Source organism: Stenotrophomonas sp. RS-48, from assembly GCF_030053245.1.
Classification (GTDB): domain Bacteria; phylum Pseudomonadota; class Gammaproteobacteria; order Xanthomonadales; family Xanthomonadaceae; genus Stenotrophomonas; species Stenotrophomonas maltophilia_P.
Genome location: NZ_JASGBV010000028.1, coordinates 1 through 20926 on the forward strand (window position 1 = coordinate 1; position 20926 = coordinate 20926).

A 20926-nucleotide genomic window follows, 5' to 3' on the forward strand; every position below is an offset into this window, starting at 1 on the left:
CTGCCACAGCGCGGAACACCTGCTGCATCTGCAACGGCTTGCGCAGCACATGCACCTCGATGCCATCAGGCGGCGGCATTGTGCCGTCCACGCCCGGCGCGGGCAATGCACGCAGGCGGCGCAGCAGGCGCAGGAAGGCCTGGCGGATGTCGTCATTGCTGGCGTGACGCGCAGCACTACGGGCCACGACGACAAAGTCGCCTGGCTGGATATCGGTTCGTGTCTGACGCAGGATGTCGCGCAGGACGCGCTTGATCCGGTTGCGCCCGACGGCGTTCGGATCGACCTTGCGGGAAACCGCCAGACCCAGCCTGGCCGGCCGGTCAGCCGGCAGCCAGTGCAGGGTCATCAGCGGATCGGACACACGGCGGGCGCCGTTGAAGACCGTTGAGTATTCGGCACGCGTGCGAACCCGCGCAGAGCGAGGGAATCGCTTGCGCGGGTCTGCAGTATTCACTGTCGAAGGGATTGCGTCTGCCGCGATGTGCGGCATGGCAATCAGGCGCTCAGGACTTTGCGGCCCTTGGCGCGGCGACGCGACAGGATCTTGCGGCCGTCAGCGGTCTTCATACGGGCACGGAAGCCGTGGTCGCGCTTACGCTTGAGGTTGCTGGGCTGGTAGGTGCGCTTGGTGGCCATTGGGGCCTCTCGTATGAATGGGACGGAAAGAACCGGAAATTCTAGAGAGGTACCCCACCCCGCGTCAAGCCCTGGGGACTACGCGAATTCACCGGCCTGTGCAATAGCTGTGGATGTTTTTGTGAATAAGTAGGGGACAAGCATTCCGAAGGCGGGCGCTCGGTGGTAGTCTGAGCCATCCATTTCCCCCCTTTCCGGCCTGTGTTTGGGCGCCTTGTCGCGCCCCCACCCCGGCCATCGGACGATTATTGCTGATGGATGCCTGGTCCCGTAGTCTCGAACGCCTCGAAGCGGAGTTCCCGCCTGAAGACGTTCACACCTGGTTGAAGCCGCTGCAGGCCGATCTGCGCGTGGACAGCCTGGTGCTGTATGCACCGAATGCCTTCATCGTCGACCAGGTGCGCGAGCTGTACCTGCCGCGCATCCGCGAGCTGCTGGCGCATTTCGCTGGTTTCAGCGACGTTTTTCTTGAAATCGGCTCCCGTCCGCGCCCGGTAGAGGCGCAGACCGCGCCGGTTTCCACGCATTCGGCGCACGCAGCCAGCGAACCCCAGGTGCCGTTCGCCGGCAATCTGGACAGCCATTACACCTTCGCCAACTTCGTCGAAGGCCGCAGCAACCAGCTCGGCCTCGCCGCTGCGTTCCAGGCAGCGCAGAAACCGGGCGATCGCGCACACAATCCGCTGCTGCTGTACGGAGGCACCGGACTGGGCAAGACCCACCTGATGTTCGCCGCCGGCAACGCCATGCGCCAGGCCAATCCGGGTGCGAAGGTGCTGTACCTGCGCTCGGAACAGTTCTTCAGCGCGATGATCCGGGCCTTGCAGGAAAAGACCATGGATCAGTTCAAGCGCCAGTTCCAGCAGGTCGACGCGCTGCTGATCGACGACATCCAGTTCTTCGCCGGCAAGGATCGCACCCAGGAAGAGTTCTTCCACACCTTCAACGCCCTGTTCGACGGCAAGCAGCAGATCATCCTGACCTGTGACCGGTACCCGCGTGAGGTCGAAGGGCTGGAAGCGCGCCTCAAGTCGCGGCTTGCCTGGGGACTGTCGGTCGCAATCGAACCGCCTGACTTCGAGACCCGTGCGGCGATCGTGCTGGCCAAGGCGCGCGAACGCGGTGCGGAGATTCCCGATGATGTTGCGTTCCTGATCGCCAAGAAGATGCGCTCCAATGTGCGCGACCTCGAGGGCGCGCTGAATACCCTGACCGCCCGCGCCAACTTCACCGGCCGTGCGATCACCACCGAGTTCGCGCAGGAAACCCTGCGTGACCTGCTGCGCGCCCAGCAGCAGGCGATCAGCATTCCCAACATCCAGAAAACCGTTGCCGACTACTACGGGCTGCAGATCAAGGATCTGCTGTCCAAGCGCCGCACCCGATCGCTGGCCCGTCCGCGCCAGGTCGCCATGGCCCTGACCAAGGAGTTAACCGAGCACAGCCTGCCCGAGATCGGCGACGCATTCGCCGGTCGCGATCACACCACGGTGCTGCATGCCTGCCGCCAGATCCGGACGTTGATGGAAACCGACGGCAAGCTCCGCGAAGACTGGGACAAGCTGATCCGGAAGCTGAGCGAATGATGCACGGACGCCGATGAGGCGTCATCGCACAAAACGGTGCAGAATCCGGTAGCAAGCGCGGGATGAGTTGTGGATAAAAAAGGCGCCTGACAACGCGCGGAATTTATCCACAGCTTTCCCCACCCTCTGGGGGGCGGTAATACAGAGGGTTTCGAGGCCAGAAATCCTTTTTATTACAAAGACTTAACGTTGTTTTCCAGCGATTCTGTCTCTACCAGCACCACCAAGCTTTTGATTTATTCCACATTTTTTAAAGCATAGGGGCACGGAACCACATGCGTTTCACACTGCAGCGCGAAGCCTTTCTCAAGCCGTTGGCACAGGTCGTCAACGTGGTCGAACGCCGCCAGACCCTTCCGGTTCTGGCCAATTTCCTGGTCCAGGTGCAGAACGGCCAGCTTTCGCTGACCGGTACCGACCTGGAAGTGGAGATGGTGTCGCGGATCGCGGTTGAAGATGCCCAGGACGGCGAAACCACCATTCCGGCGCGCAAGCTGTTCGAGATCATCCGCGCCCTGCCCGATGGCAGCCGGATCACCGTCTCGCAGACCGGTGACAAGATCACCGTGCAGGCGGGTCGCAGCCGCTTCACCCTGGCAACGCTGCCGTCCAACGACTTCCCGTCGGTAGACGAGGTGGAAGCCACCGAGCGCGTGGCGATCGGCGAAGCGACCCTGAAGGAGCTGATTGAACGCACTGCGTTCGCGATGGCCCAGCAGGACGTGCGCTACTACCTCAACGGCCTGCTGTTCGACCTGCGTGGCGATGCGCTGCGTACGGTGGCCACCGACGGACACCGTCTCGCCCTGTGTGAAACGGATCTGGCCAAGCCCAGCGGCTCCAAGCGACAGATCATCGTGCCGCGCAAGGGCGTGACCGAGCTGCAGCGCCTTCTGGAGAGCGGCGACCGGGAGATCGAGCTGGAGGTAGGCCGCAGCCACGTGCGCGTGAAGCGGGACGATGTCACGTTCACCTCGAAGCTGATTGACGGTCGTTTCCCGGACTATGAAGCCGTGATTCCGATTGGTGCCGACCGCGAGGTAAAGGTCGACCGTGAGGCACTGCGCGCCTCGCTGCAGCGTGCGGCCATCCTGTCCAACGAGAAGTACCGCGGCATCCGCGTGGAAGTTTCGCCGGGCAACCTGAAGATCAGCGCGCATAACCCGGAACAGGAAGAAGCTCAGGAAGAGATCGAAGCCGATACCACCGTCAGCGATCTGGCCATCGGCTTCAATGTGAATTACCTGCTGGACGCCCTGTCCGCATTGCGCGACGAAGAGGTCATCATCCAGCTGCGCGACTCCAATTCGTCGGCGCTGGTGCGCGAGTCCAGCAGCGAGAAGTCCCGCCATGTGGTGATGCCGCTGCGTCTCTGACGGTTGCGCTGTTCCACGTGGAACCAGAAGACGCCCGGAACGTTCCGGGCGTTTTTTTTTGGGGGGTTCCACGTGGAGCATCCCGTTTCTCCATCGTGCTGCAAGGGGCCAGTCCCCGGTGTGACAGATCCCTATAGCTGTTCTGCCTGCCCGGATCCGCGTAGTTGCTTCTGTTGCTGACGCGACTATCCACAGACGTCGTTGCAGGCGCTGTCTGCCCTTCCTAGCTTCTAAATCTGGGTATAAATCTAAAGCCTGGTGGTGATGGTAGAGCCAGATTTCGTGGAAAACAGGGTCATCTCGTTGATTTTATTGGTTTTTAATGTGCTGAAACCCCCTGCATATCGGCGCCTGGGGCTGGGGGGGAACCTGTGGATAGATTTCAGGCAGGGCCAAAGCGGCTTTTTTATCCACAGATTGCCCATACCTTGTGTATAAGTAATACCGGGCCGCTGTGCATAGCGTGAAACCGCTGGCTTGAAATTCTTGAAATCTGTGGAACCGCCACGGGTGTTGGTGCGCAGATTTCAAGGAAATGCGGCAGGTTTTTTGCGGGCCGTCGTCCGTAAGCCGGTCAGGACACGTTCGCAACCGCGCCATGGTCTGCAGGGCGATAGCCTGACGCCAACGGCGGACTTGACCGATGCAGTAAGCTGATGGATTCCCTGCCCCTCTACCGCTTCGTGCGGATGGTCCTTCGCACCCCATGCAGATCCGTCGCCTCGTCCTGCACCATCTGCGCCGCTTCGGCGTGGTGGAGCTGTCGCCACAACCGGGATTGAATCTGCTGACGGGCGATAACGGGGCCGGCAAGACCAGTGTGCTGGAGGCGTTGCATCTGATGGCTTACGGGCGCAGCTTCCGTGGTCGGGTGCGCGACGGCCTGGTCCGCCAGGGCCAGGATGCGCTGGACATCTTTGTGGAATGGGAGGAACAGCGCGCCCAGTCATCGCCGCACCGCCGCAAGGCCGGTCTCCGCCATACTGGACAGGACTGGAAGGGACGTCTGGATGGTGAAGATGTCAGCCAGCTCGGCAATCTATGTGCTGCACTGGCGGTGGTGACGTTCGAGCCGGGTAGCCATGCTCTGGTCAGCGGTGGTGGTGAGCCCCGTCGCCGTTTCCTCGATTGGGGATTGTTCCACGTGGAACCGGATTTTCTGTCCCTGTGGCGCCGCTACTCACGGGCGCTCAAGCAGCGCAATGCCCTGCTCAAACAGGGAGGGCCAGCAAGGATGCTCGATACGTGGGATCACGAACTGGCAGAGGCCGGCGAACCGTTGACCAGCCGACGTCAGCGTTATCTGGAGCGGCTGCAGGAGCGCACCATCGCGCTGGCGGCCAGTCTTGCCCCCCAGTTGGGTATCCAGGCGCTGGACCTGAGTCCGGGATGGCGCCGCCACGAACTGCCGCTGGCCGATGCACTGCTGCTGGCACGCGAGCGGGACCGGCAGGCGGGCTATACATCCGTTGGGCCCCATCGGGCGGACTGGAGCGTGGACTTCAGCCATATTCCAGGGCGGGATGCGCTGTCGCGCGGCCAGGCCAAACTCACGGCCTTGGCGTGTCTGCTGGCCCAGGCCGAAGACTATGCGGAACAGCGCGGGGAATGGCCGGTCATTGCTCTGGACGATCTGGCCTCCGAACTGGATCGCACCCACCAGGCGCGGGTGCTGGAGCGCCTGCTTGCCGGCCCGGCGCAGATCTTCGTCACGGCAACCGAAACGCCGGCCGCGCTGCAGGCGCTGACCGACATCACCCGGTTCCACGTGGAACATGGACAGATCGTGGCTGTGCCATAGTGCGTACAACAGGGCCGCTCGACCCTGGCTGGTATAATTCGGGTTGCAATCCTTTCATTCTCGGCGCACCGCTTCCTGTGGTGCCCGACCTGCGGAGCCTACGGCAAGCGCAATGAGCGACGAACAGAACACCCCGGTAAACAATGGCAACTACGACGCCAACAGCATCACCGCCCTGGAAGGCCTGGAGGCTGTCCGCAAGCGTCCCGGTATGTACATCGGCGACGTCCATGACGGTACCGGCCTGCACCACATGGTGTTCGAGGTGGTCGACAACTCCATCGATGAGGCGCTGGCCGGTCATGCTGACCATGTCGCGGTGACGATCCACGCCGACGGTTCGGTGTCGGTCTCCGACAACGGTCGTGGTATTCCGGTCGGCAAGCATGAGCAGATGAGCGCCAAGCTGGGCCGCGAAGTCTCGGCAGCCGAAGTGGTGATGACGGTCCTGCACGCCGGTGGCAAGTTCGACGACAACAGCTACAAGGTTTCCGGCGGCCTGCATGGTGTGGGTGTCAGCGTGGTCAATGCGCTGTCGCAGAAGCTGCTGGTGGACGTATTCCAGGGCGGCTTCCATTACCAGCAGGAATTCAGCAACGGCGCTGCCGTCAGCCCGCTGGCCAAGCTGGAAAGCACCACCAAGCGCGGCACGACCGTGCGCTTCTGGCCGTCGACCGTCGCGTTCCACGACAACGTCGAATTCCACTACGACATCCTGGCCCGTCGCCTGCGTGAACTGTCGTTCCTGAACTCCGGCGTCAAGATCGTGCTGGCGGACGAACGCGGCGATGGCCGGCGCGACGACTTCCACTATGAAGGCGGCATCCGCAGTTTCGTCGAGCATCTGGCCCAGCTGAAGACGCCGCTGCATCCGAACGTCATCGCGGTCAGCGGCGAATCCAACGGCATCACCGTGGAAGTGGCGCTGCAGTGGACCGATTCCTACCAGGAAACGATGTACTGCTTCACCAACAATATTCCGCAGAAGGACGGCGGCACCCATCTGGCCGGTTTCCGCGGTGCGTTGACCCGTGTGCTCAACAACTACATCGAGCAGAACGGCATCGCCAAGCAGGCAAAGATCAACCTGACCGGCGATGACATGCGAGAGGGCATGATCGCGGTGCTGTCGGTGAAGGTGCCCGATCCCAGCTTCTCCAGCCAGACCAAGGAAAAGCTGGTCAGCTCGGACGTGCGTCCGGCCGTGGAAAGTGCCTTCGGCCAGCGTCTGGAAGAATTCCTGCAGGAGAATCCGAACGAAGCGAAGGCGATTGCCGGCAAGATCGTCGATGCCGCGCGCGCGCGCGAAGCGGCCCGCAAGGCTCGTGACCTGACGCGCCGCAAGGGCGCGTTGGATATCGCCGGCCTGCCGGGCAAGCTGGCCGACTGCCAGGAGAAGGATCCGGCGCTGTCCGAGCTGTTCATCGTCGAGGGTGACTCGGCAGGTGGTTCGGCCAAGCAGGGTCGCAACCGCAAGAACCAGGCGGTGCTGCCGCTGCGCGGCAAGATCCTCAACGTGGAACGTGCGCGCTTCGACCGCATGCTGTCGTCCGACCAGGTCGGCACGCTGATCACCGCGCTCGGTACCGGCATCGGCCGTGATGAGTACAACCCGGACAAGCTGCGCTACCACAAGATCATCATCATGACCGACGCCGACGTCGACGGCGCCCATATCCGCACGCTGCTGCTGACGTTCTTCTACCGTCAGATGCCGGAGCTGATCGAGCGCGGCTACGTCTACATCGGCCTGCCGCCGCTGTACAAGATCAAGCAGGGCAAGCAGGAGCTGTACCTGAAGGATGATCCGGCGCTGGACAGCTATCTGGCCAGCAGCGCGGTGGAGAACGCGTCGCTGGTGCCGGCCGCCGGCGAGCCCGGCATCGAAGGCGTTGCCCTGGAGAAGCTGTTGCTGGCCTACGCGTCCGCGCAGGACGCGATCGAACGCAATGCGCATCGCTATGATCGCAACCTGCTCGAAGCGCTGGTCGACTTCATGCCGCTGGAACTGGACACCCTGCGCAATGCCGGCCAAGGCGAAGGCCTGGACGCGCTGGCCAGGCGCCTGAACCAGGGCAGCCTGGGCAGCCCGCGTTTCAGCCTGGAACTGCAGGAGGCCAATGAACAGCGCCCCGCGGCCGTGCTGGTGACCCGACGTCACATGGGCGAAGAGCACATCCAGGTGCTGCCGCTTTCGGCCCTGGAAACCGGCGAACTGCGCGCGATCCACCAGGCAGCCAAGCTGCTGCATGGCCTGGTACGCGAGGGGGCGACCATCACCCGCGGTGCCAAGTCGATCGAGGTCGATTCGTTCGTGAAGGCGCAGAACTGGTTGCTGGATGAAGCCAAGCGCGGTCGCCAGATCCAGCGCTTCAAGGGCCTGGGTGAAATGAATCCGGAACAGCTGTGGGATACCACCGTGAATCCGGATACCCGCCGCCTGCTGCAGGTACGCATCGAAGACGCCGTGGCCGCCGATCAGATCTTCAGCACCCTGATGGGCGATGTCGTCGAGCCGCGTCGCGACTTCATCGAAGACAACGCACTGAAGGTCGCCAACCTGGATATCTGACACAATCGGGACGTGGCCGGTGCGCGGGGAGGCGCGCCGGCCCTTGCCCCTTGATCGCAGGTATCTGATGTCCGCTTCCGCTCCGGTTTCCGCACCGCCGCCGGTTCCGCCGGCGACCGCCGCCCCCCGCGCCGCTTCGCCGCTGGCGGGATTCTTCATCGATCTGGGCATCGCCGCCGTCACCCTGTTCGGCCTGAGCCTGATCAGTGGCCTGTTCTGGGGCCTGTACCGCGGAATGATGGTCGGCTACGCAAACGCGAAGGCCAACGGCGCCGCACCCGATCCCGGCACCCTGACCGAAGCACTGGGCCAGCCGGGTGCCCTGGCGCAGATCCTGATGGCGCTGTTCGCTACCGGCGGCGCGGCCCTGCTGCTGTATTTCTGGCGACGACCGGCCAATGCGGCCGAACGCCAGGCGTCGCGTGACGCGCTGCGCCGGCCCTCCACCTGGGGCTGGACGCTGCTGGTGGCCACGTTGATCGTAGTGGGCAGCAACGGCATCGCCTTCCTGTCCCGGCAGTTCGGCATCGAACCGGTGCCGACCAACGTGGAACTGATGCAGAACGCGGTCGCGCGCTTTCCGCTGTTCCTGATGCTGTTCGCGGTGGTGCTGGCGCCGGCCTACGAGGAACTGCTGTTCCGGCGCGTCCTGTTCGGGCGCTTGTGGCAGGCCGGTCGCCCCTGGCTGGGCATGATACTGAGCAGCCTTGCCTTCGCCCTGATCCATGAAATTCCCGGCACCAGCGCCAACGGCCCGGCCGAGATCGCCCAGCTCTGGCTGGTCTACGGCGGCATGGGCGCTGCATTCTGCTGGCTGTACCGCCGTACCGGAACGCTCTGGGCGGCCATCGCCGCACATGCCCTGAACAATGCCGTGGCACTGGCGGCGCTGGTGTTCTTCGGCGCGACGTAACGGCTGTCCGCTTGACGAAAGATTAAGCAGCGACGATACACACTGCGCTCATGAACACGGGGGTGGACCCATGAAACAACTGCTGCTGGCCCTTGTCATCACCACCCTGGTCAGCGCCTGCGCGACCACCACATCGCCGACCGGACGGCGGCAGATGATCGGTGGCGTCTCGCAGGCACAGCTTGACCAGCTCGGCGCGCAGGCGTTCGCCGAGACGAAGCAGAAGGAAAAGATCAGCACGGACGGCCGGCAGAACGGCTACGTGCAGTGCGTGGTCAACGCGCTGGTCGCCCAGCTGCCTCCACAATACCGTGGCGTACGGTGGGAAACCGCCGTGTTCGTCGACAAGGAACCCAACGCTTTCGCCCTGCCTGGCGGCAAGGTGGGCGTGAACACCGGCATCTTCACCGTAGCCAGGAACCAGGACCAGCTGGCGGCCGTGATCGGCCACGAGATCGGCCATGTCATCGCCCGCCACCACGAGGAGCGCATCACCCGGCAGATGGGCGCGCAGACCGGCCTGGCGGTACTCGGCGCACTGGCCGGCGCTGCCTATGGCGAAGGCGCGGCCAGCACGGTCAACCAGCTCGGCGGCATGGGGGCACAGACGGCGTTCCTGCTGCCGGGCTCGCGGACCCAGGAAAGCGAGGCGGACGTGATCGGCCAGCGGCTGATGGCGCAGGCCGGCTTCAACCCGGCGCAGGCGGTGGACCTGTGGCAGAACATGATGGCCGCCAGCGGCGGACGCAGCCCGCAATGGCTGTCCACCCACCCCGATCCGGCCAACCGGATCCAGGAGCTGCGACGTGATTCCCCTGCCCTGATGCCGGTCTACCAGCAGGCGCAGGCGGCCGGACTGCGACCAAAGTGCGGATGAGTGCGCAGTTTCATGCTGTATTGCAGCACATAAAACGATTTCTCACGCCATCTGTTTCTGATACGTTTGGCGGCTCAGATTTTTCTGACAGTCCGACTTTGCCGCTATCCGGCGGTTCGATCGAGGTGAACGATGATTTTCCGTAAACACAAAGCTGTGCTTTCCGTCCTCGTCGCGACCGCCCTGACCGGCGCCGTGGTCACCGATGCGCTCGCGCAGTCCTCGCGTTCCTCCGACCGTGGCAACCGCGGCGGCAGCAGCAAGCAGGCCAAGGCCGAACCGCTGTACCCCAATGCGACCCGCCAGGAGCCGGCGGCCAAGTCCTCGGCCAAGATGGGTGGCAAGCTGCAGAAACTGGTAGACAGCTACAACAAGGAAAAGTTCCCGGAGACCCGCACCCAGGCCGACGCGATCCTGGCTGACAGCGCCGCGAACGAGTACGACAAGTCGCTGGCCGCGCAGCTGGCTTCGCAGGCCGCCTACCAGACCGACGATGTCGCCGCCGCCATCGCCTACCTGAAGCAGGTGCTGCAGTTCAACGGCCTGGACAACAACGGCCACTTCCAGTCGATGCTGATGCTGGGCCAGCTGCAGCTGCAGGAAGACCAGACCGCCGAAGGCCTGGCTACCCTGGACAAGTACTTCGCCGAGAGCAAGTCGACCAAGCCGGACGAGCTGATCGCCAAGGGCCAGGCGCTGTACCAGCTGGAGCGCTACCAGGAAGCGATCCCGGTGCTGAAGCAGGCCATCGCCGGCTCCACCGAGCCGAAGGACAGCTGGAACCAGCTGCTGATGGCGGCCCTGTCCGAGGCCGGCCAGACCGGTGAAGCCGTGCAGGCCGCCGAGGCCCTGGCGGCGAAGAACCCGAACGACAAGAAGGCGCAGCTGAATCTGGCCAACATGTACATGCAGGCCGACCAGATGCCCAAGGCCGCCGCGGTGATGGACAAGCTGCGCAGCAGCGGCCAGCTCACCGAAGAGCGCGAGTACAAGCAGCTGTACTCGATCTATGCCAACACCGAGAACAAGGAAAAGGACGTCATCGCGGTCATCAACGAAGGGTTGCAGAAGGGCATCCTGAAGCCGGATTACCAGGTCTACCTGGCGCTGGCCCAGTCCTACTACTACTCCGACCAGGTGCCGCAGGCGATCGATGCGTGGCAGAAGGCCGCCCCGCTGTCCAAGGACGGTGAGACCTACCTGAACCTGGCACGCGTCCTGCATGCCGAAGGTCGCGTCCCCGAGGCCAAGCAGGCCGCCCAGCAGGCGCTGGCGAAGGGCGTGAAGAACCAGGCTGATGCCAAGAAAATCATCAACCTGAAGTAAGTAGGAATAACGCCTGAACGCCTGCTCAGTTGATGCGCAGGCGCTCAGGATTGGTATAAGCTTGGAGGTTCCTGCGGTGTCATGCACCGCTGATCAGGGATTCCGCCCCCGGCATCCCGGCCCCACTATTGAGCTCTTGGCGCATGACGGAACAACTAGTCGTTCACCGGTACGAACAACCCGATGACAAGGGGCTGAGCTGGCCTCGCATCGTCGGCATCGCGTTTGTAATCGCCCTGCATCTGGCCGCCTTCATGATGCTTCTGATCCCTGCCGTGGCTCCCAAGGCCGCTGCGGAGAAGGAACGCAATGTGATGGTGACCATCGTCGACGCACCGCCGCCGCCGCCCCCGCCGCCGCCGCCGCCGCCGCCGACAGATACTCCGCCGCCGCCGGTGAAGAATCTGTCGCCGCCGAAGCCGTCGCCGGTCCCGCCGCCGCCGCAGGCGCCGGTCGTGGACGTGCCGGAACCGCGTCCGAACGATATCGTCACTCCTCCGACCCCGCCGTCGCCGCCAAGCCCGCCGGCGTCGATCGAGGCCAGCGTGGACATCTCGTCCAAGGCGATGAATCCCCCGCGTTATCCGCCGGCAGCATTCCGCGCTGGTATCCAGGGTGAAGTGATCCTGATCATTGATGTCGATGCCAGCGGCAACGTCACCAATGTCACGGTGGAAAAGTCCAGCCGTAACCGCGACCTGGACCGTGCTGCGATGGAAGCAGCACGCAAGTGGCGCTTCAACGCCGCTGAATCTGGCGGTAAGAAGACGGCAGGTCGCGTTCGCGTCCCGGTCAACTTTGCGCTGAACTGATGCGTTCGGGTGGCTTCGGGCCACCCCCGCTCCGGTTCGATTGTTTAGCTTAGCTACACCCTTTATCACCACACACAACAAAGGTAAGCGTCATGCTGCAGGAAATTTTCATCGCCGCTGCTGCCGGGGGCAATCCGTCCAACGCCCTGTCGCAGATGGGCTTCGAGCACCTGATCCACGAAATGACCACCAAGCCGGGTGATTTCGCTGTTTCCTGGGTCGTGCTGCTGACCCTGGTGATCATGTCGGCCATGTCCTGGTACTGGACCGTCATCAACATCTTCCGCGCCACCCGCCTGAAGAGCGCTGCCGATCGCGTCGTCAGCCTGTTCTGGGACACCCCGAACGCACAGGACGCCATCCGTGCGATGGAAGAGCAGCCGGCTTCGGAGCCGTTCTCGAAGATCGCCCTGGACGCTGCCCAGGCAGCTGCCCACCACCAGCGCGCTGAAGGCGGCGGTACCGGTGGCCTGGGTGAGAACCTGAGCCGTTCGGAATTCGTCGACCGCGCCCTGCGTCAGGCCGTCACCCGCGAAAGCAACAAGCTGCAGTCGGGCATGACCCTGCTGGCCACCGTCGGCGCGACCGCTCCGTTCGTCGGTCTGCTGGGTACCGTGTGGGGCATCTACGGCGCGCTGATCAAGATCGGTGCCACCGGCTCCGCTTCGATCGACGCCGTTGCCGGCCCGGTGGGTGAAGCGCTGATCATGACCGCGATCGGTCTGTTCGTCGCGATCCCGGCCGTGTTCGCCTTCAACTTCTTCAGCAAGATCAACAGCGCGACCATCAGCAAGTTCGATACCTTCGCGCACGACCTGCACGACTTCTTCGCCACCGGTTCGCGCGTCCGCTGATTGCGGCGCGCTTCCACCCGCGACGAAGCAAGTAGTCATCAAGATCTAGACGGAGCCCGTTATGGCTTTCAGTAGTGGTAACAGCGGCGGCCCCATGGCCGACATCAACGTTACGCCCCTCGTGGACGTGATGCTGGTGCTGCTGATCATCTTCATCATCACGGCGCCCCTGATGTCCCACAAGGTCAAGGTGGATCTGCCGGAAGCCAACCTGATCCAGAATCCGGATGACGCCGAAAAGCGCTCCGGTCCGATCACCCTGGCAGTCAAGGAAGACGGCTCGATCTACTGGAACGACGAAGAAATCACCAAGCAGACGCTCGAGTCGCGCTTGGCGACCGCCGCCCAGCAGACCCCGCAGCCGCCGCTGAACCTGCGTGGTGACCGCACCACCAAGATGCGCGTCATCAACGACCTGACCAAGGTCGCGCAGGAGCAGGGCATGCTGGACGTCGGCTTCGTCGCGACCAAAGAAAAGGGGCAATAAGCCATGGCATTCAGTAGTGGTGGTGGCAAGGGCCCCATGGCCGACATCAACGTCACGCCCCTCGTGGACGTGATGCTGGTGCTGCTGATCATCTTCATCGTGACCGCGCCGATCATGACCTACCCGATCGCCGTGGACCTGCCGCAGCGCGTGCTCAACCCACCGCCGCAGCTGGTCGAACCGCCGCCGCCGATCGAACTGAAGATCGACGCCAGCAACCAGGTCTCGTGGAACAACAGCCCGATCAGCACCAGCGAGCTGCAGCAGCGGATGGAACAGGAGGTCCAGCGTGACCCGACCAACCAGCCGGAACTGCGGATCGATGCAAGCCCGGATTCCGAGTACGACGTGATGGCCAAGGTTCTGGCTGCCGCGAAGAATGCTCAGATGAAGAAGATCGGCTTCGTACAGCAGTAAACGCAATACCGCAACACAACAGTCATGACGCGACTGCAGACGCCCCTGGAGACAGGGGCGTCTTTTTTTGTGCCGGTGCCGACGCCCGGAAACCCGCTGGCGCCCGCTATGATCGGCGCATGCTCGCCCTCTTCGACTCCCTCCGCCACTGGCTTGATGGCATTGCCCACCTGGGTTCGATCCTGGCCGTGGCCTACCTGCTGTACCTGCTCGCGCTGGCGGGCTGGATCATGCTGCAGAAGCGCGAGCCGGTAGCCACGCTGAGCTGGATCCTGTCGCTGGCCCTGCTGCCCTACCTCGGCCTTTTCATCTATTACCTGCTCGGTCCGCAGAAGGTGAAGCGGCAGCGCCTGCGTCGTGGCCGCGCGCGATCGGGGATGGAGCATTACAGCGACGTCTGCCCGCCCGATGCCGATTGCACCGAGCTGGCCAAGATCGCCCAGGCCACCACCGGACTGGCGCCGAGCAGTGCCACCGAAGTGACCTGGCTGGTCGATGGCGCGGCGACCTATGCCGCGCTGCTGGAAGCGGTGGCGCAGGCGCGTGACCACGTGCATCTGGAGTACTACATCTTCAATCCCGACCATGCCGGAACCGCACTGCGTGATGCCCTGGTCGAACGTGCCCGCGCCGGCGTGCAGGTGCGGCTGCTGCTCGATGCAGTGGGCTCGTCCGCAGTGCCGCGACGCTTCCTGCAGCCGCTGCTCGACGCCGGCGGTGAAGCGGTCTGGTTCCATCCCCGCCAGCTGCTGAAGCCCTTCAAGCGACCGTGGCTGAACCTGCGCACCCACCGCAAGCTGGTGATCGTCGATGGCCGCCTCGCCTTCACCGGCGGCATCAACATCACCGATGACGAGGATGAGAGCCGCAACGCCAACGCCTATCGCGACCTGCACATGCGCATCCGCGGTCACGTGGTCCGCAGCCTGCAACTGGTGTTTGCCGAGGACTGGCTCTACGCCAGCGGTCAGGACCACTCGCATTTCGACATCGCGCGGATGTGGCCGGCGGACATGCCGCTCCGCGGCGAAGGCTCGATCAACGCACAGGTGCTGGTGTCCGGCCCGGACTCGGGCTGGGAGACCATCCACCGGCTCCACGTGGCGGCCATCCAGGAAGCGCAGGAGCGCGTGTGGCTGGTCACGCCCTACTTCGTGCCGGGCGAAGCCGCGCGGATGGCGCTGACCTCGGCCGCGCTGGGGGGACTGGACGTGCGCCTGCTGGTGCCGAAGATGAGCGATTCCTGGTTCGTGACCCAGGCCGCACGGTCCTACTTCGACGAGCTGCTGCACGCCGGGGTGAAGATCTACGAGTACGGCCCCCGCATGCTGCATACCAAGGCCTTCATCGCCGACGACGACGTCTGCATCGTCGGCAGTGCCAACTTCGACCATCGCAGCTTCCGCCTGAACTTCGAACTGTCGATGATGATCAGCGACCGCGAGCGGGTCGCCGCCCTGGCGGGCCTGCTGGAGGCCGAGTTCGAGCAGGCTACCCGCGTGCACGACCAGGCCGCGGCCCGCTCGCTGTGGCTGCAACGCCTGCCTGAGGCCTTCGCGCGCCTGGCCTCGCCGCTGCTGTAAGGCGGCGCTACACTGCGGCGATCATCCGGGGAGCCTGACTATGTACTGGTTGTACCTGCTGCCGGCGCTGGGCTGTTTCGCCTTCGCGCTGAAAACCCCAAGCCCGGGGCTGATGGCGCTGGCGCTGCTGGCGGCCCTCGCCTTCCTGCTGGCCTGGGTGCGTGGCCGCTACGTGGCCCGGTTCGGTGATCTGCAGAGTGATCCCTCAACCCTGATCGATGCCGACGAGCTGCGCCGCCTGCGTGAGCAGGCCGAGGCCCGTGGCGCGGATCAACGCGACGAACACGATCCGTCCCCTCTTTCCAAGTAGTACCGTTCGATGACCCAGCTCAGTGTCAACGTCAACAAGATCGCCGTCCTGCGCAATTCGCGCGGTGGTGCCGAACCCGATGTGGTGCGTGCCGCTCAGGCCTGCCTGGATGCCGGCGCCCATGGCATCACCGTGCATCCGCGACCCGATCGACGTCATATCACCGCCGAGGACGTAATGGCGCTGTCCACGCTGACCCGCGTCCGTGGCGTCGAATTCAACATCGAAGGCAATCCCTTCGCACCGCCACGCGACGGCTACCCGGGGCTGCTGCCGCTGTGCGCGCAGACGCGTCCGGCGCAGGCCACCCTGGTGCCGGACGGCGATGGCCAGATCACCTCCGACCACGGTTTCGACTTCGAGCGCGACGGCGAGCGCCTGCGTCCGCTGGTGGCCGAGCTGAAGGCGATGGGCTGCCGGGTCAGCCTGTTCGTCGATGCCGGCAACCCGCTGCTGGAACAGGCGGCCGAGGTCGGCGCCGATCGCATCGAGCTGTACACCGGACCCTATGCCGAAGCGCACGCCGCAGGCGACGCCGCAGCGATGCTGGCGTTGTTCGCCACGGCCGCGCGCCGCGCGCAGGCCGTGGGGCTTGGCGTGAATGCCGGCCATGACCTGTCGCAGGACAACCTGCGTGACTTCCTGGCGAACGTGCCGGAGGTGCTGGAGGTCTCGATCGGGCATGCGCTGATCGGCGAGGCCCTGTATGACGGGCTGGATGCGACCATTCGGGGCTATCTGGCGCTGCTCTGAGGTAGCGCCGGACCCTGCCCGGCGGGGCCAATACTGTTGTCGCAGCCGCTGAGACGGCAGCGGCGTAGGCTACCCACATGGGTATCGCGATCAAAGGCCGAGGGTCCACCTCCCACCTTGCCGGGCGCTTCGAGAGCACCGTCAGCGAGGCAGTGGACGACGGCTGGGAAGTGGATGAAAGCGAAGAGTTCGCGGCCCCCCGTCTGCGCACCGAGGTACGCGCTGAAACCGCGCGCAGCATCATCAGCCGCAATACCTCCCCGGACGTAGGCTTCAGCCAGTCGGTCAATCCGTATCGTGGCTGCGAGCACGGTTGTTCCTACTGCTTCGCGCGCCCGTCGCATGCCTATCTGAACCTGTCGCCGGGCCTGGATTTCGAGACCAAGCTGTTTGCCAAGACCAATGCACCGCAGCTGCTGCGCAAGGAGCTGTCCCGGCCAGGCTACGCGCCGCAACCGATCGCGCTCGGCATCAACACCGATGCGTACCAGCCGATCGAGCGCAAGTTCAAGCTGACCCGTCAGTTGATCGAGGTGATGCTGGAGACGAAGCATCCGTTCTCGCTGATCACCAAGAACGCGCTGGTCGAGCGCGATATCGACCTGCTTGCGCCACTGGCGGCAGAGAACCTGGTCAGCGTGCATTTCTCGGTGACCTCGCTGGATCCACGCCTGTCGGCGAAGCTCGAGCCGCGCGCCTCTGCACCGCACGCGCGCCTGCGCGCGATGAAGCGTCTGCACGAGGCGGGCATTCCGGTTGGCGTGATGGTCGCGCCGGTGATTCCGTGGATCAACGACAGTGAACTGGAAAGCGTGCTCGAAGCGGCGCACGAGGCGGGTGCGCGTACTGCCGGCTATGTGCTTCTGCGCCTGCCTCTGGAGGTTGCACCGCTGTTCCGCGACTGGCTGGATGCCCACCATCCGGATCGCGCGGCGCACGTGATGAGCACCATCCAGCAGCTGCGCGGTGGCAAGGACTATGACAGCCGCTTCGGCACGCGCATGCGTGGCCAGGGGGTCTATGCGGATCTGTTGAACAACCGCTTCAAGCTGGCGCGCAAGCGCCTGGGCTTCGACGCCCAGAACAGCCACTGGCCGAAACTGGATTGCAGCCGCTTCCAGAAGCCGCTGCCGCCGAAGGTGGATTCGCCGCAGGGGTCGTTGTTCTGAAGTAGTGCGCTACTGCGGAACGCATATGGAAAACCGTGATCGCGATCTGCGCCTCGGCGACGGATACGACATCGCGACTGCACACATCGCTCTGTTCAACTGTGTGAACTCCAGATTACTATCCACTTCCTCCTGAACTCACGGTTCAGGCGAAAGCGACTTCAGATCCGGCAACACAAGGAATAAAAGCGAGCATGAAGCTCCGTTCGAAAGGCGTGTCTACCACCGCCACACTTCTGCTGCCCGTGCTGATGTCGGGCTTCCTCCTGGCACCTCCTGCGTCCGCGAAAAAGGCAACTAGGGTCTTCTATCAGAACAACAACGGGGACTCCGGAATCAAGGATCTGGACAAGATCACCGTTACCCATCTGCGTGGTCCATCAGTTGGCACTTCAGGTGTCATCTCGATTGGCATAGGGGTGTCCTACCACTCGGACGCGTCGATGCCTGCCAGGACAGCGGTGGAACAGGAAACCGACGATCGTCGTGATGACTGCGGCGAGCGCAAGGGCAACCCCGTCGTGCTCTACACCGGCAACAAGGTCGAAATCGAACGGGACTTCACCGTTGGTGGGGAGATGGGCCTGTACCTGGAGCGCACCTACAACCATCACTGGAGTGCTGCGGGCCTGTTTGGCAACCACTGGATCAGCAACTTCGACTACAGCATCGCATTCTCGAACGCGCAGAAGACGGCCTGGGCACAGCGGCCGGACGGTCGCAGGCTCAAGTTCGTCTGGAGCGAAGCGAACGGGCGCTGGAACGAGGATCGTGCCAAGCCGATCGCCTACCTGACAAAGAACAGCGATGGCAGCTTCACCCTGTACAACGAGGAGCTGGGCAGCGAGCGGTACGACGCCGCTGGATACATTACCGAGCTTCGCAATGAGCAGGGCGTCTTCTGGACATTCACGTACAGCGACAAGTATCTGCAGAAGGTTACGCATTCCTCCGGCCGCAGCATTCAGTTCGTCTGGTCCAACGGATCGCTGACACAGGTCAAGGATCCTGCGGGCAACGTCTACCAGTACACCTATACCCCGAATGCGTTCGGCACGGGGCGTGCGCGTCTTGCCAGCGCAACCCTACCGGGTTCGCCGCAGACCACGATCAGCTACCACTACGAGGACGCGCGATATCCAGGTGGCTTCACCGGCAAGTCCTACAACGGCGTGCGCTACTCTACTTTCGCCTACGATGCCAACAGGCGAGCAACGCTCTCGGAACATGCCGGTGGTATCGAGCGGCACACCTTCAGTTACGCCATCGAGAGCAGCGCGCCGGTGGCGGTCCCTCCAGCGCCAGTGCATCCAGGCGGCATCCGGGGCAACGAAGAGACGGGCTGGTGTGAGTACAGACCGGGCCAGGGCAATATCTGCATCCAGCCCCGGTCCTTGCCCGGCGGCCCAGTTCAAATCGCCGCCGACCCGAGCGCCCAAGGCGTGCTGTTGGCCGCCGCCGGGGAGCGGACCCGTCCGGTCAAACTGAAGGTCAGCGAGACCAATCCACTCGGTCGCACCACAACGTATGCCTATGAGGACGGACGCCAGGTGTCGGTGACCGGCAACCGATCAACGACCTGTCCCGCCAGTTACAAGGAACGCACCTACGATGCCAATGGCAATCCTGACCTCGTTCACGACTTTGTCGACAACGTAACCGATTTTGATTACAGCCCCGATGGCAATCTGCTGAGGAAGGCCGAGGCCGTTGGCAGCGCTGCGGAACGTGTCACGCTCTATCAGTGGGATGCGGCGGGACGGCATCTGCTGAAGGAAACGCGGGTTGGTGATCGCGAGACCAGCTTCAGCTATGACAGCCGCGGTAACGTCAGCTCGGTCACGACACGAAATCTCAGTGCTGCCGGCGTCAATGGTCAGGCCAGAACCACTCAGTACACGTATACCTACCACGCCAATGGACTGACGGCTTCCGTCAAGGAAGATGGCCCCTTGGCGCAGGACGACATCACGTCCACCTTCAATGCGAAGGGAGATCTGTCCAGTGTCACCAACGCGTTGGGGCACAGGGTGACGTACGCCGCCTACAACGAACTGGGGCAGCCGGGCCGTATCACCGGACCCAATGGCGATGTCCGTGAAATCACCTATGACGCTCGCGGCCGTGTTCTGGTAGACCGGATCAACACAGGGTCCGGTTGGGCAACGACCACAACGACGTACAACGCGACGGGCGACATTGCCAGCATCACCACACCTGTGGGAATCAAGACGCTATACAGCTACGACGCTGGCCGGCGCCTGATGAGCGAAGTTCAGCCGATTGGGGACGGCAACTGGCTGTGGACGCGTCACACGTATGACACCGCATCCAATCGCACACGCACTGAAATCGCGCAGACGGACTATTCCAGCGAGAGCGTTGTCAGGGGCGTAATCGACGAGGTCACCCACGACGCGCAATGGAACTGGTTCGTGCGAGGCTGGGCCTGCTCCTCGGGATCGGCTTCGTCCATCCAGGTTGATGGCTATGCGGAGGGCGGAACCTATCTCGGCAGCGCACAGGCGAACCTCGCCAGCGAGAGCCAGGTAGCATCCGCGTGCCAGGCAACAGGAAACGCATATCGATTCCAGCTCCCCCTCACGCTGGAACAGCGCCAGCAGCTGGGTGGGAAAAAGATCACGCTCTACGGCCATTCTCCGCTGGGCGCGCAGTACAACCGAGCTCTGGACAACTCCAGCACCTTCTCCATTCCCACCGCGCACATCATCGGTGATGTTGCAGGGATCATGAATGATGGGAACTGGAACTATTCCGTGCAGGGATGGGCCTGCTCGGTAGGAGTCAACGCCGCAACCACGGTTCATGTCTACGCGGGTGGGCCTGCAGGGAGCGGCACCTACCTCGGCAGTGTGACCGGTATGTTGATCCCGAATGACGATGTGAAAGAGGCTTGCCAATCACAGGGCTCTTACTGGTTCGGACTTGCATTGGATGCAAATACACGAAGCGTTCATGGCGGCAAGCCGCTCTATGTTCATGGCATCTCTCCCTGGGGCGGCCCCAATCTGGCCATCAATCGGTCCGGTACGTTCACCGTTCCAACCATCTCGCGTACTGCTGAGCTGGTGCAGGCGTCGGCCGGCCCAGAGCACATCTTCAATGGTCAATCGTCCACGGTGACGTTCCAGTTCCGGAACACCGGCAACGTTGTCTGGAACCCCGGTGACACCTACTTGGCGCTGACGACGTTGCGGACAAGTCAATCCGTGGGGCTCAACAGTGCGGTGGCTCCCGGTGCCGTCGCGACCTTCACCATCAACGTCTCGCCGGTCAACAGTGGCAGCGGAGTTGCCCAGTTCCAGTACTTCGGGCAGCTCGCATCCGGTGCAACCGTCTGGGGACCGAAGGGACAGGTAACGATCAGAGCCGAGAACCATACAGGAAGCTGCAACCTGATCTTCTGTGAACAACCCCGCTAAGGAAAGCC

Annotated in this window: 18 protein-coding genes; 16 read left to right on the forward strand and 2 right to left on the reverse strand. The window is 63.4% G+C overall.

What is annotated here, in order from left to right; all coding sequences use genetic code 11:
• Nucleotides 1-493: ribonuclease P protein component (rnpA, locus tag QMZ25_RS06270; protein ID WP_283219278.1), on the reverse strand; the 493-nt coding region annotated here is incomplete at its 3' end.
• A 5-nt stretch (nt 494-498) separates the two neighbouring features.
• The gene (gene rpmH, locus QMZ25_RS06275; RefSeq protein ID WP_005411729.1) at nt 499-639 is read right to left on the reverse strand and encodes a 50S ribosomal protein L34; all 141 of its coding nucleotides are present in this window, start codon (nt 637-639) and stop codon (nt 499-501) included.
• Between the two features lie 254 nt (nt 640-893).
• Between rpmH and dnaA the strand changes: the two genes are divergently transcribed.
• The 16 genes from dnaA (at nt 894) to QMZ25_RS06355 (ending at nt 20918) form a co-directional block, all read left to right on the forward strand.
• Nucleotides 894-2225 carry a chromosomal replication initiator protein DnaA gene (dnaA, locus tag QMZ25_RS06280; RefSeq protein ID WP_065174068.1) on the forward strand — a complete coding sequence of 444 codons (1332 nt, stop codon included), beginning with the start codon at nt 894-896 and terminating at the stop codon, nt 2223-2225.
• 275 nt (nt 2226-2500) lie between these two features.
• Nucleotides 2501-3601 carry a DNA polymerase III subunit beta gene (gene dnaN / locus QMZ25_RS06285; protein WP_005411731.1) on the forward strand — a complete coding sequence of 367 codons (1101 nt, stop codon included), beginning with the start codon at nt 2501-2503 and terminating at the stop codon, nt 3599-3601.
• Nucleotides 3602-4307: 706 nt separating this feature from the next.
• Nucleotides 4308-5402: a DNA replication/repair protein RecF gene (gene recF / locus QMZ25_RS06290; protein WP_283219279.1), complete on the forward strand. Its 1095-nt coding sequence runs from the start codon at nt 4308-4310 to the stop codon at nt 5400-5402.
• Nucleotides 5403-5514: 112 nt separating this feature from the next.
• Entirely contained in the window at nt 5515-7974 is a 2460-nt protein-coding gene (gene gyrB / locus QMZ25_RS06295; protein WP_065174070.1) for a DNA topoisomerase (ATP-hydrolyzing) subunit B, read from the forward strand.
• 67 nt (nt 7975-8041) lie between these two features.
• Nucleotides 8042-8887, forward strand: a complete 846-nt coding sequence (locus QMZ25_RS06300; protein ID WP_279942069.1) for a CPBP family intramembrane glutamic endopeptidase — start codon at nt 8042-8044, stop codon at nt 8885-8887.
• Nucleotides 8888-8957: 70 nt separating this feature from the next.
• Nucleotides 8958-9764, forward strand: coding sequence for a M48 family metallopeptidase (locus tag QMZ25_RS06305; RefSeq protein WP_053517217.1), 807 nt, complete (start codon nt 8958-8960; stop codon nt 9762-9764).
• A 132-nt stretch (nt 9765-9896) separates the two neighbouring features.
• The gene (locus QMZ25_RS06310; protein WP_053517216.1) at nt 9897-11090 is read left to right on the forward strand and encodes a tetratricopeptide repeat protein; all 1194 of its coding nucleotides are present in this window, start codon (nt 9897-9899) and stop codon (nt 11088-11090) included.
• Nucleotides 11091-11344: 254 nt separating this feature from the next.
• Nucleotides 11345-11902 carry an energy transducer TonB gene (locus tag QMZ25_RS06315; RefSeq protein WP_180876273.1) on the forward strand — a complete coding sequence of 186 codons (558 nt, stop codon included), beginning with the start codon at nt 11345-11347 and terminating at the stop codon, nt 11900-11902.
• Between the two features lie 92 nt (nt 11903-11994).
• Nucleotides 11995-12756, forward strand: coding sequence for a TonB-system energizer ExbB (gene exbB / locus QMZ25_RS06320; protein ID WP_053517213.1), 762 nt, complete (start codon nt 11995-11997; stop codon nt 12754-12756).
• A 61-nt stretch (nt 12757-12817) separates the two neighbouring features.
• Nucleotides 12818-13243 carry a biopolymer transporter ExbD gene (locus tag QMZ25_RS06325; RefSeq protein ID WP_053517212.1) on the forward strand — a complete coding sequence of 142 codons (426 nt, stop codon included), beginning with the start codon at nt 12818-12820 and terminating at the stop codon, nt 13241-13243.
• 3 nt (nt 13244-13246) lie between these two features.
• Nucleotides 13247-13660, forward strand: a complete 414-nt coding sequence (locus QMZ25_RS06330; protein ID WP_053517211.1) for a biopolymer transporter ExbD — start codon at nt 13247-13249, stop codon at nt 13658-13660.
• A gap of 119 nt (nt 13661-13779) precedes the next feature.
• On the forward strand, nt 13780-15243 hold the full coding sequence (cls, locus tag QMZ25_RS06335; protein ID WP_283219280.1) for a cardiolipin synthase: 1464 nt from the start codon (nt 13780-13782) through the stop codon (nt 15241-15243).
• Between the two features lie 40 nt (nt 15244-15283).
• Nucleotides 15284-15553 carry a hypothetical protein gene (locus tag QMZ25_RS06340; protein WP_053517208.1) on the forward strand — a complete coding sequence of 90 codons (270 nt, stop codon included), beginning with the start codon at nt 15284-15286 and terminating at the stop codon, nt 15551-15553.
• A 9-nt stretch (nt 15554-15562) separates the two neighbouring features.
• Nucleotides 15563-16306, forward strand: coding sequence for a pyridoxine 5'-phosphate synthase (locus tag QMZ25_RS06345; RefSeq protein WP_283219281.1), 744 nt, complete (start codon nt 15563-15565; stop codon nt 16304-16306).
• Nucleotides 16307-16383: 77 nt separating this feature from the next.
• Complete coding sequence (locus QMZ25_RS06350; RefSeq protein WP_283219282.1) at nt 16384-17475, forward strand: PA0069 family radical SAM protein; 1092 nt, start codon at nt 16384-16386, stop codon at nt 17473-17475.
• Nucleotides 17476-17669: 194 nt separating this feature from the next.
• Nucleotides 17670-20918 carry a DUF6531 domain-containing protein gene (locus QMZ25_RS06355; protein ID WP_283219283.1) on the forward strand — a complete coding sequence of 1083 codons (3249 nt, stop codon included), beginning with the start codon at nt 17670-17672 and terminating at the stop codon, nt 20916-20918.
• Nucleotides 20919-20926 lie beyond the last annotated feature (8 nt).

Bases quoted from the DNA above. Each gene is read 5' to 3' on its own strand.
- rpmH (WP_005411729.1), bottom strand. From the start codon at position 639: ATGGCCACCAAGCGCACCTACCAGCCCAGCAACCTCAAGCGTAAGCGC.
- exbB (WP_053517213.1), top strand. From the start codon at position 11,995: ATGCTGCAGGAAATTTTCATCGCCGCTGCTGCCGGGGGCAATCCGTCC.
- QMZ25_RS06350 (WP_283219282.1), top strand. From the start codon at position 16,384: ATGGGTATCGCGATCAAAGGCCGAGGGTCCACCTCCCACCTTGCCGGG.
- cls (WP_283219280.1), top strand. From the start codon at position 13,780: ATGCTCGCCCTCTTCGACTCCCTCCGCCACTGGCTTGATGGCATTGCC.
- recF (WP_283219279.1), top strand. From the start codon at position 4,308: ATGCAGATCCGTCGCCTCGTCCTGCACCATCTGCGCCGCTTCGGCGTG.
- QMZ25_RS06355 (WP_283219283.1), top strand. From the start codon at position 17,670: ATGAAGCTCCGTTCGAAAGGCGTGTCTACCACCGCCACACTTCTGCTG.
- QMZ25_RS06325 (WP_053517212.1), top strand. From the start codon at position 12,818: ATGGCTTTCAGTAGTGGTAACAGCGGCGGCCCCATGGCCGACATCAAC.
- QMZ25_RS06345 (WP_283219281.1), top strand. From the start codon at position 15,563: ATGACCCAGCTCAGTGTCAACGTCAACAAGATCGCCGTCCTGCGCAAT.
- QMZ25_RS06300 (WP_279942069.1), top strand. From the start codon at position 8,042: ATGTCCGCTTCCGCTCCGGTTTCCGCACCGCCGCCGGTTCCGCCGGCG.
- dnaN (WP_005411731.1), top strand. From the start codon at position 2,501: ATGCGTTTCACACTGCAGCGCGAAGCCTTTCTCAAGCCGTTGGCACAG.
- QMZ25_RS06330 (WP_053517211.1), top strand. From the start codon at position 13,247: ATGGCATTCAGTAGTGGTGGTGGCAAGGGCCCCATGGCCGACATCAAC.
- QMZ25_RS06340 (WP_053517208.1), top strand. From the start codon at position 15,284: ATGTACTGGTTGTACCTGCTGCCGGCGCTGGGCTGTTTCGCCTTCGCG.
- dnaA (WP_065174068.1), top strand. From the start codon at position 894: ATGGATGCCTGGTCCCGTAGTCTCGAACGCCTCGAAGCGGAGTTCCCG.
- QMZ25_RS06305 (WP_053517217.1), top strand. From the start codon at position 8,958: ATGAAACAACTGCTGCTGGCCCTTGTCATCACCACCCTGGTCAGCGCC.
- QMZ25_RS06315 (WP_180876273.1), top strand. From the start codon at position 11,345: ATGATGCTTCTGATCCCTGCCGTGGCTCCCAAGGCCGCTGCGGAGAAG.
- gyrB (WP_065174070.1), top strand. From the start codon at position 5,515: ATGAGCGACGAACAGAACACCCCGGTAAACAATGGCAACTACGACGCC.
- QMZ25_RS06310 (WP_053517216.1), top strand. From the start codon at position 9,897: ATGATTTTCCGTAAACACAAAGCTGTGCTTTCCGTCCTCGTCGCGACC.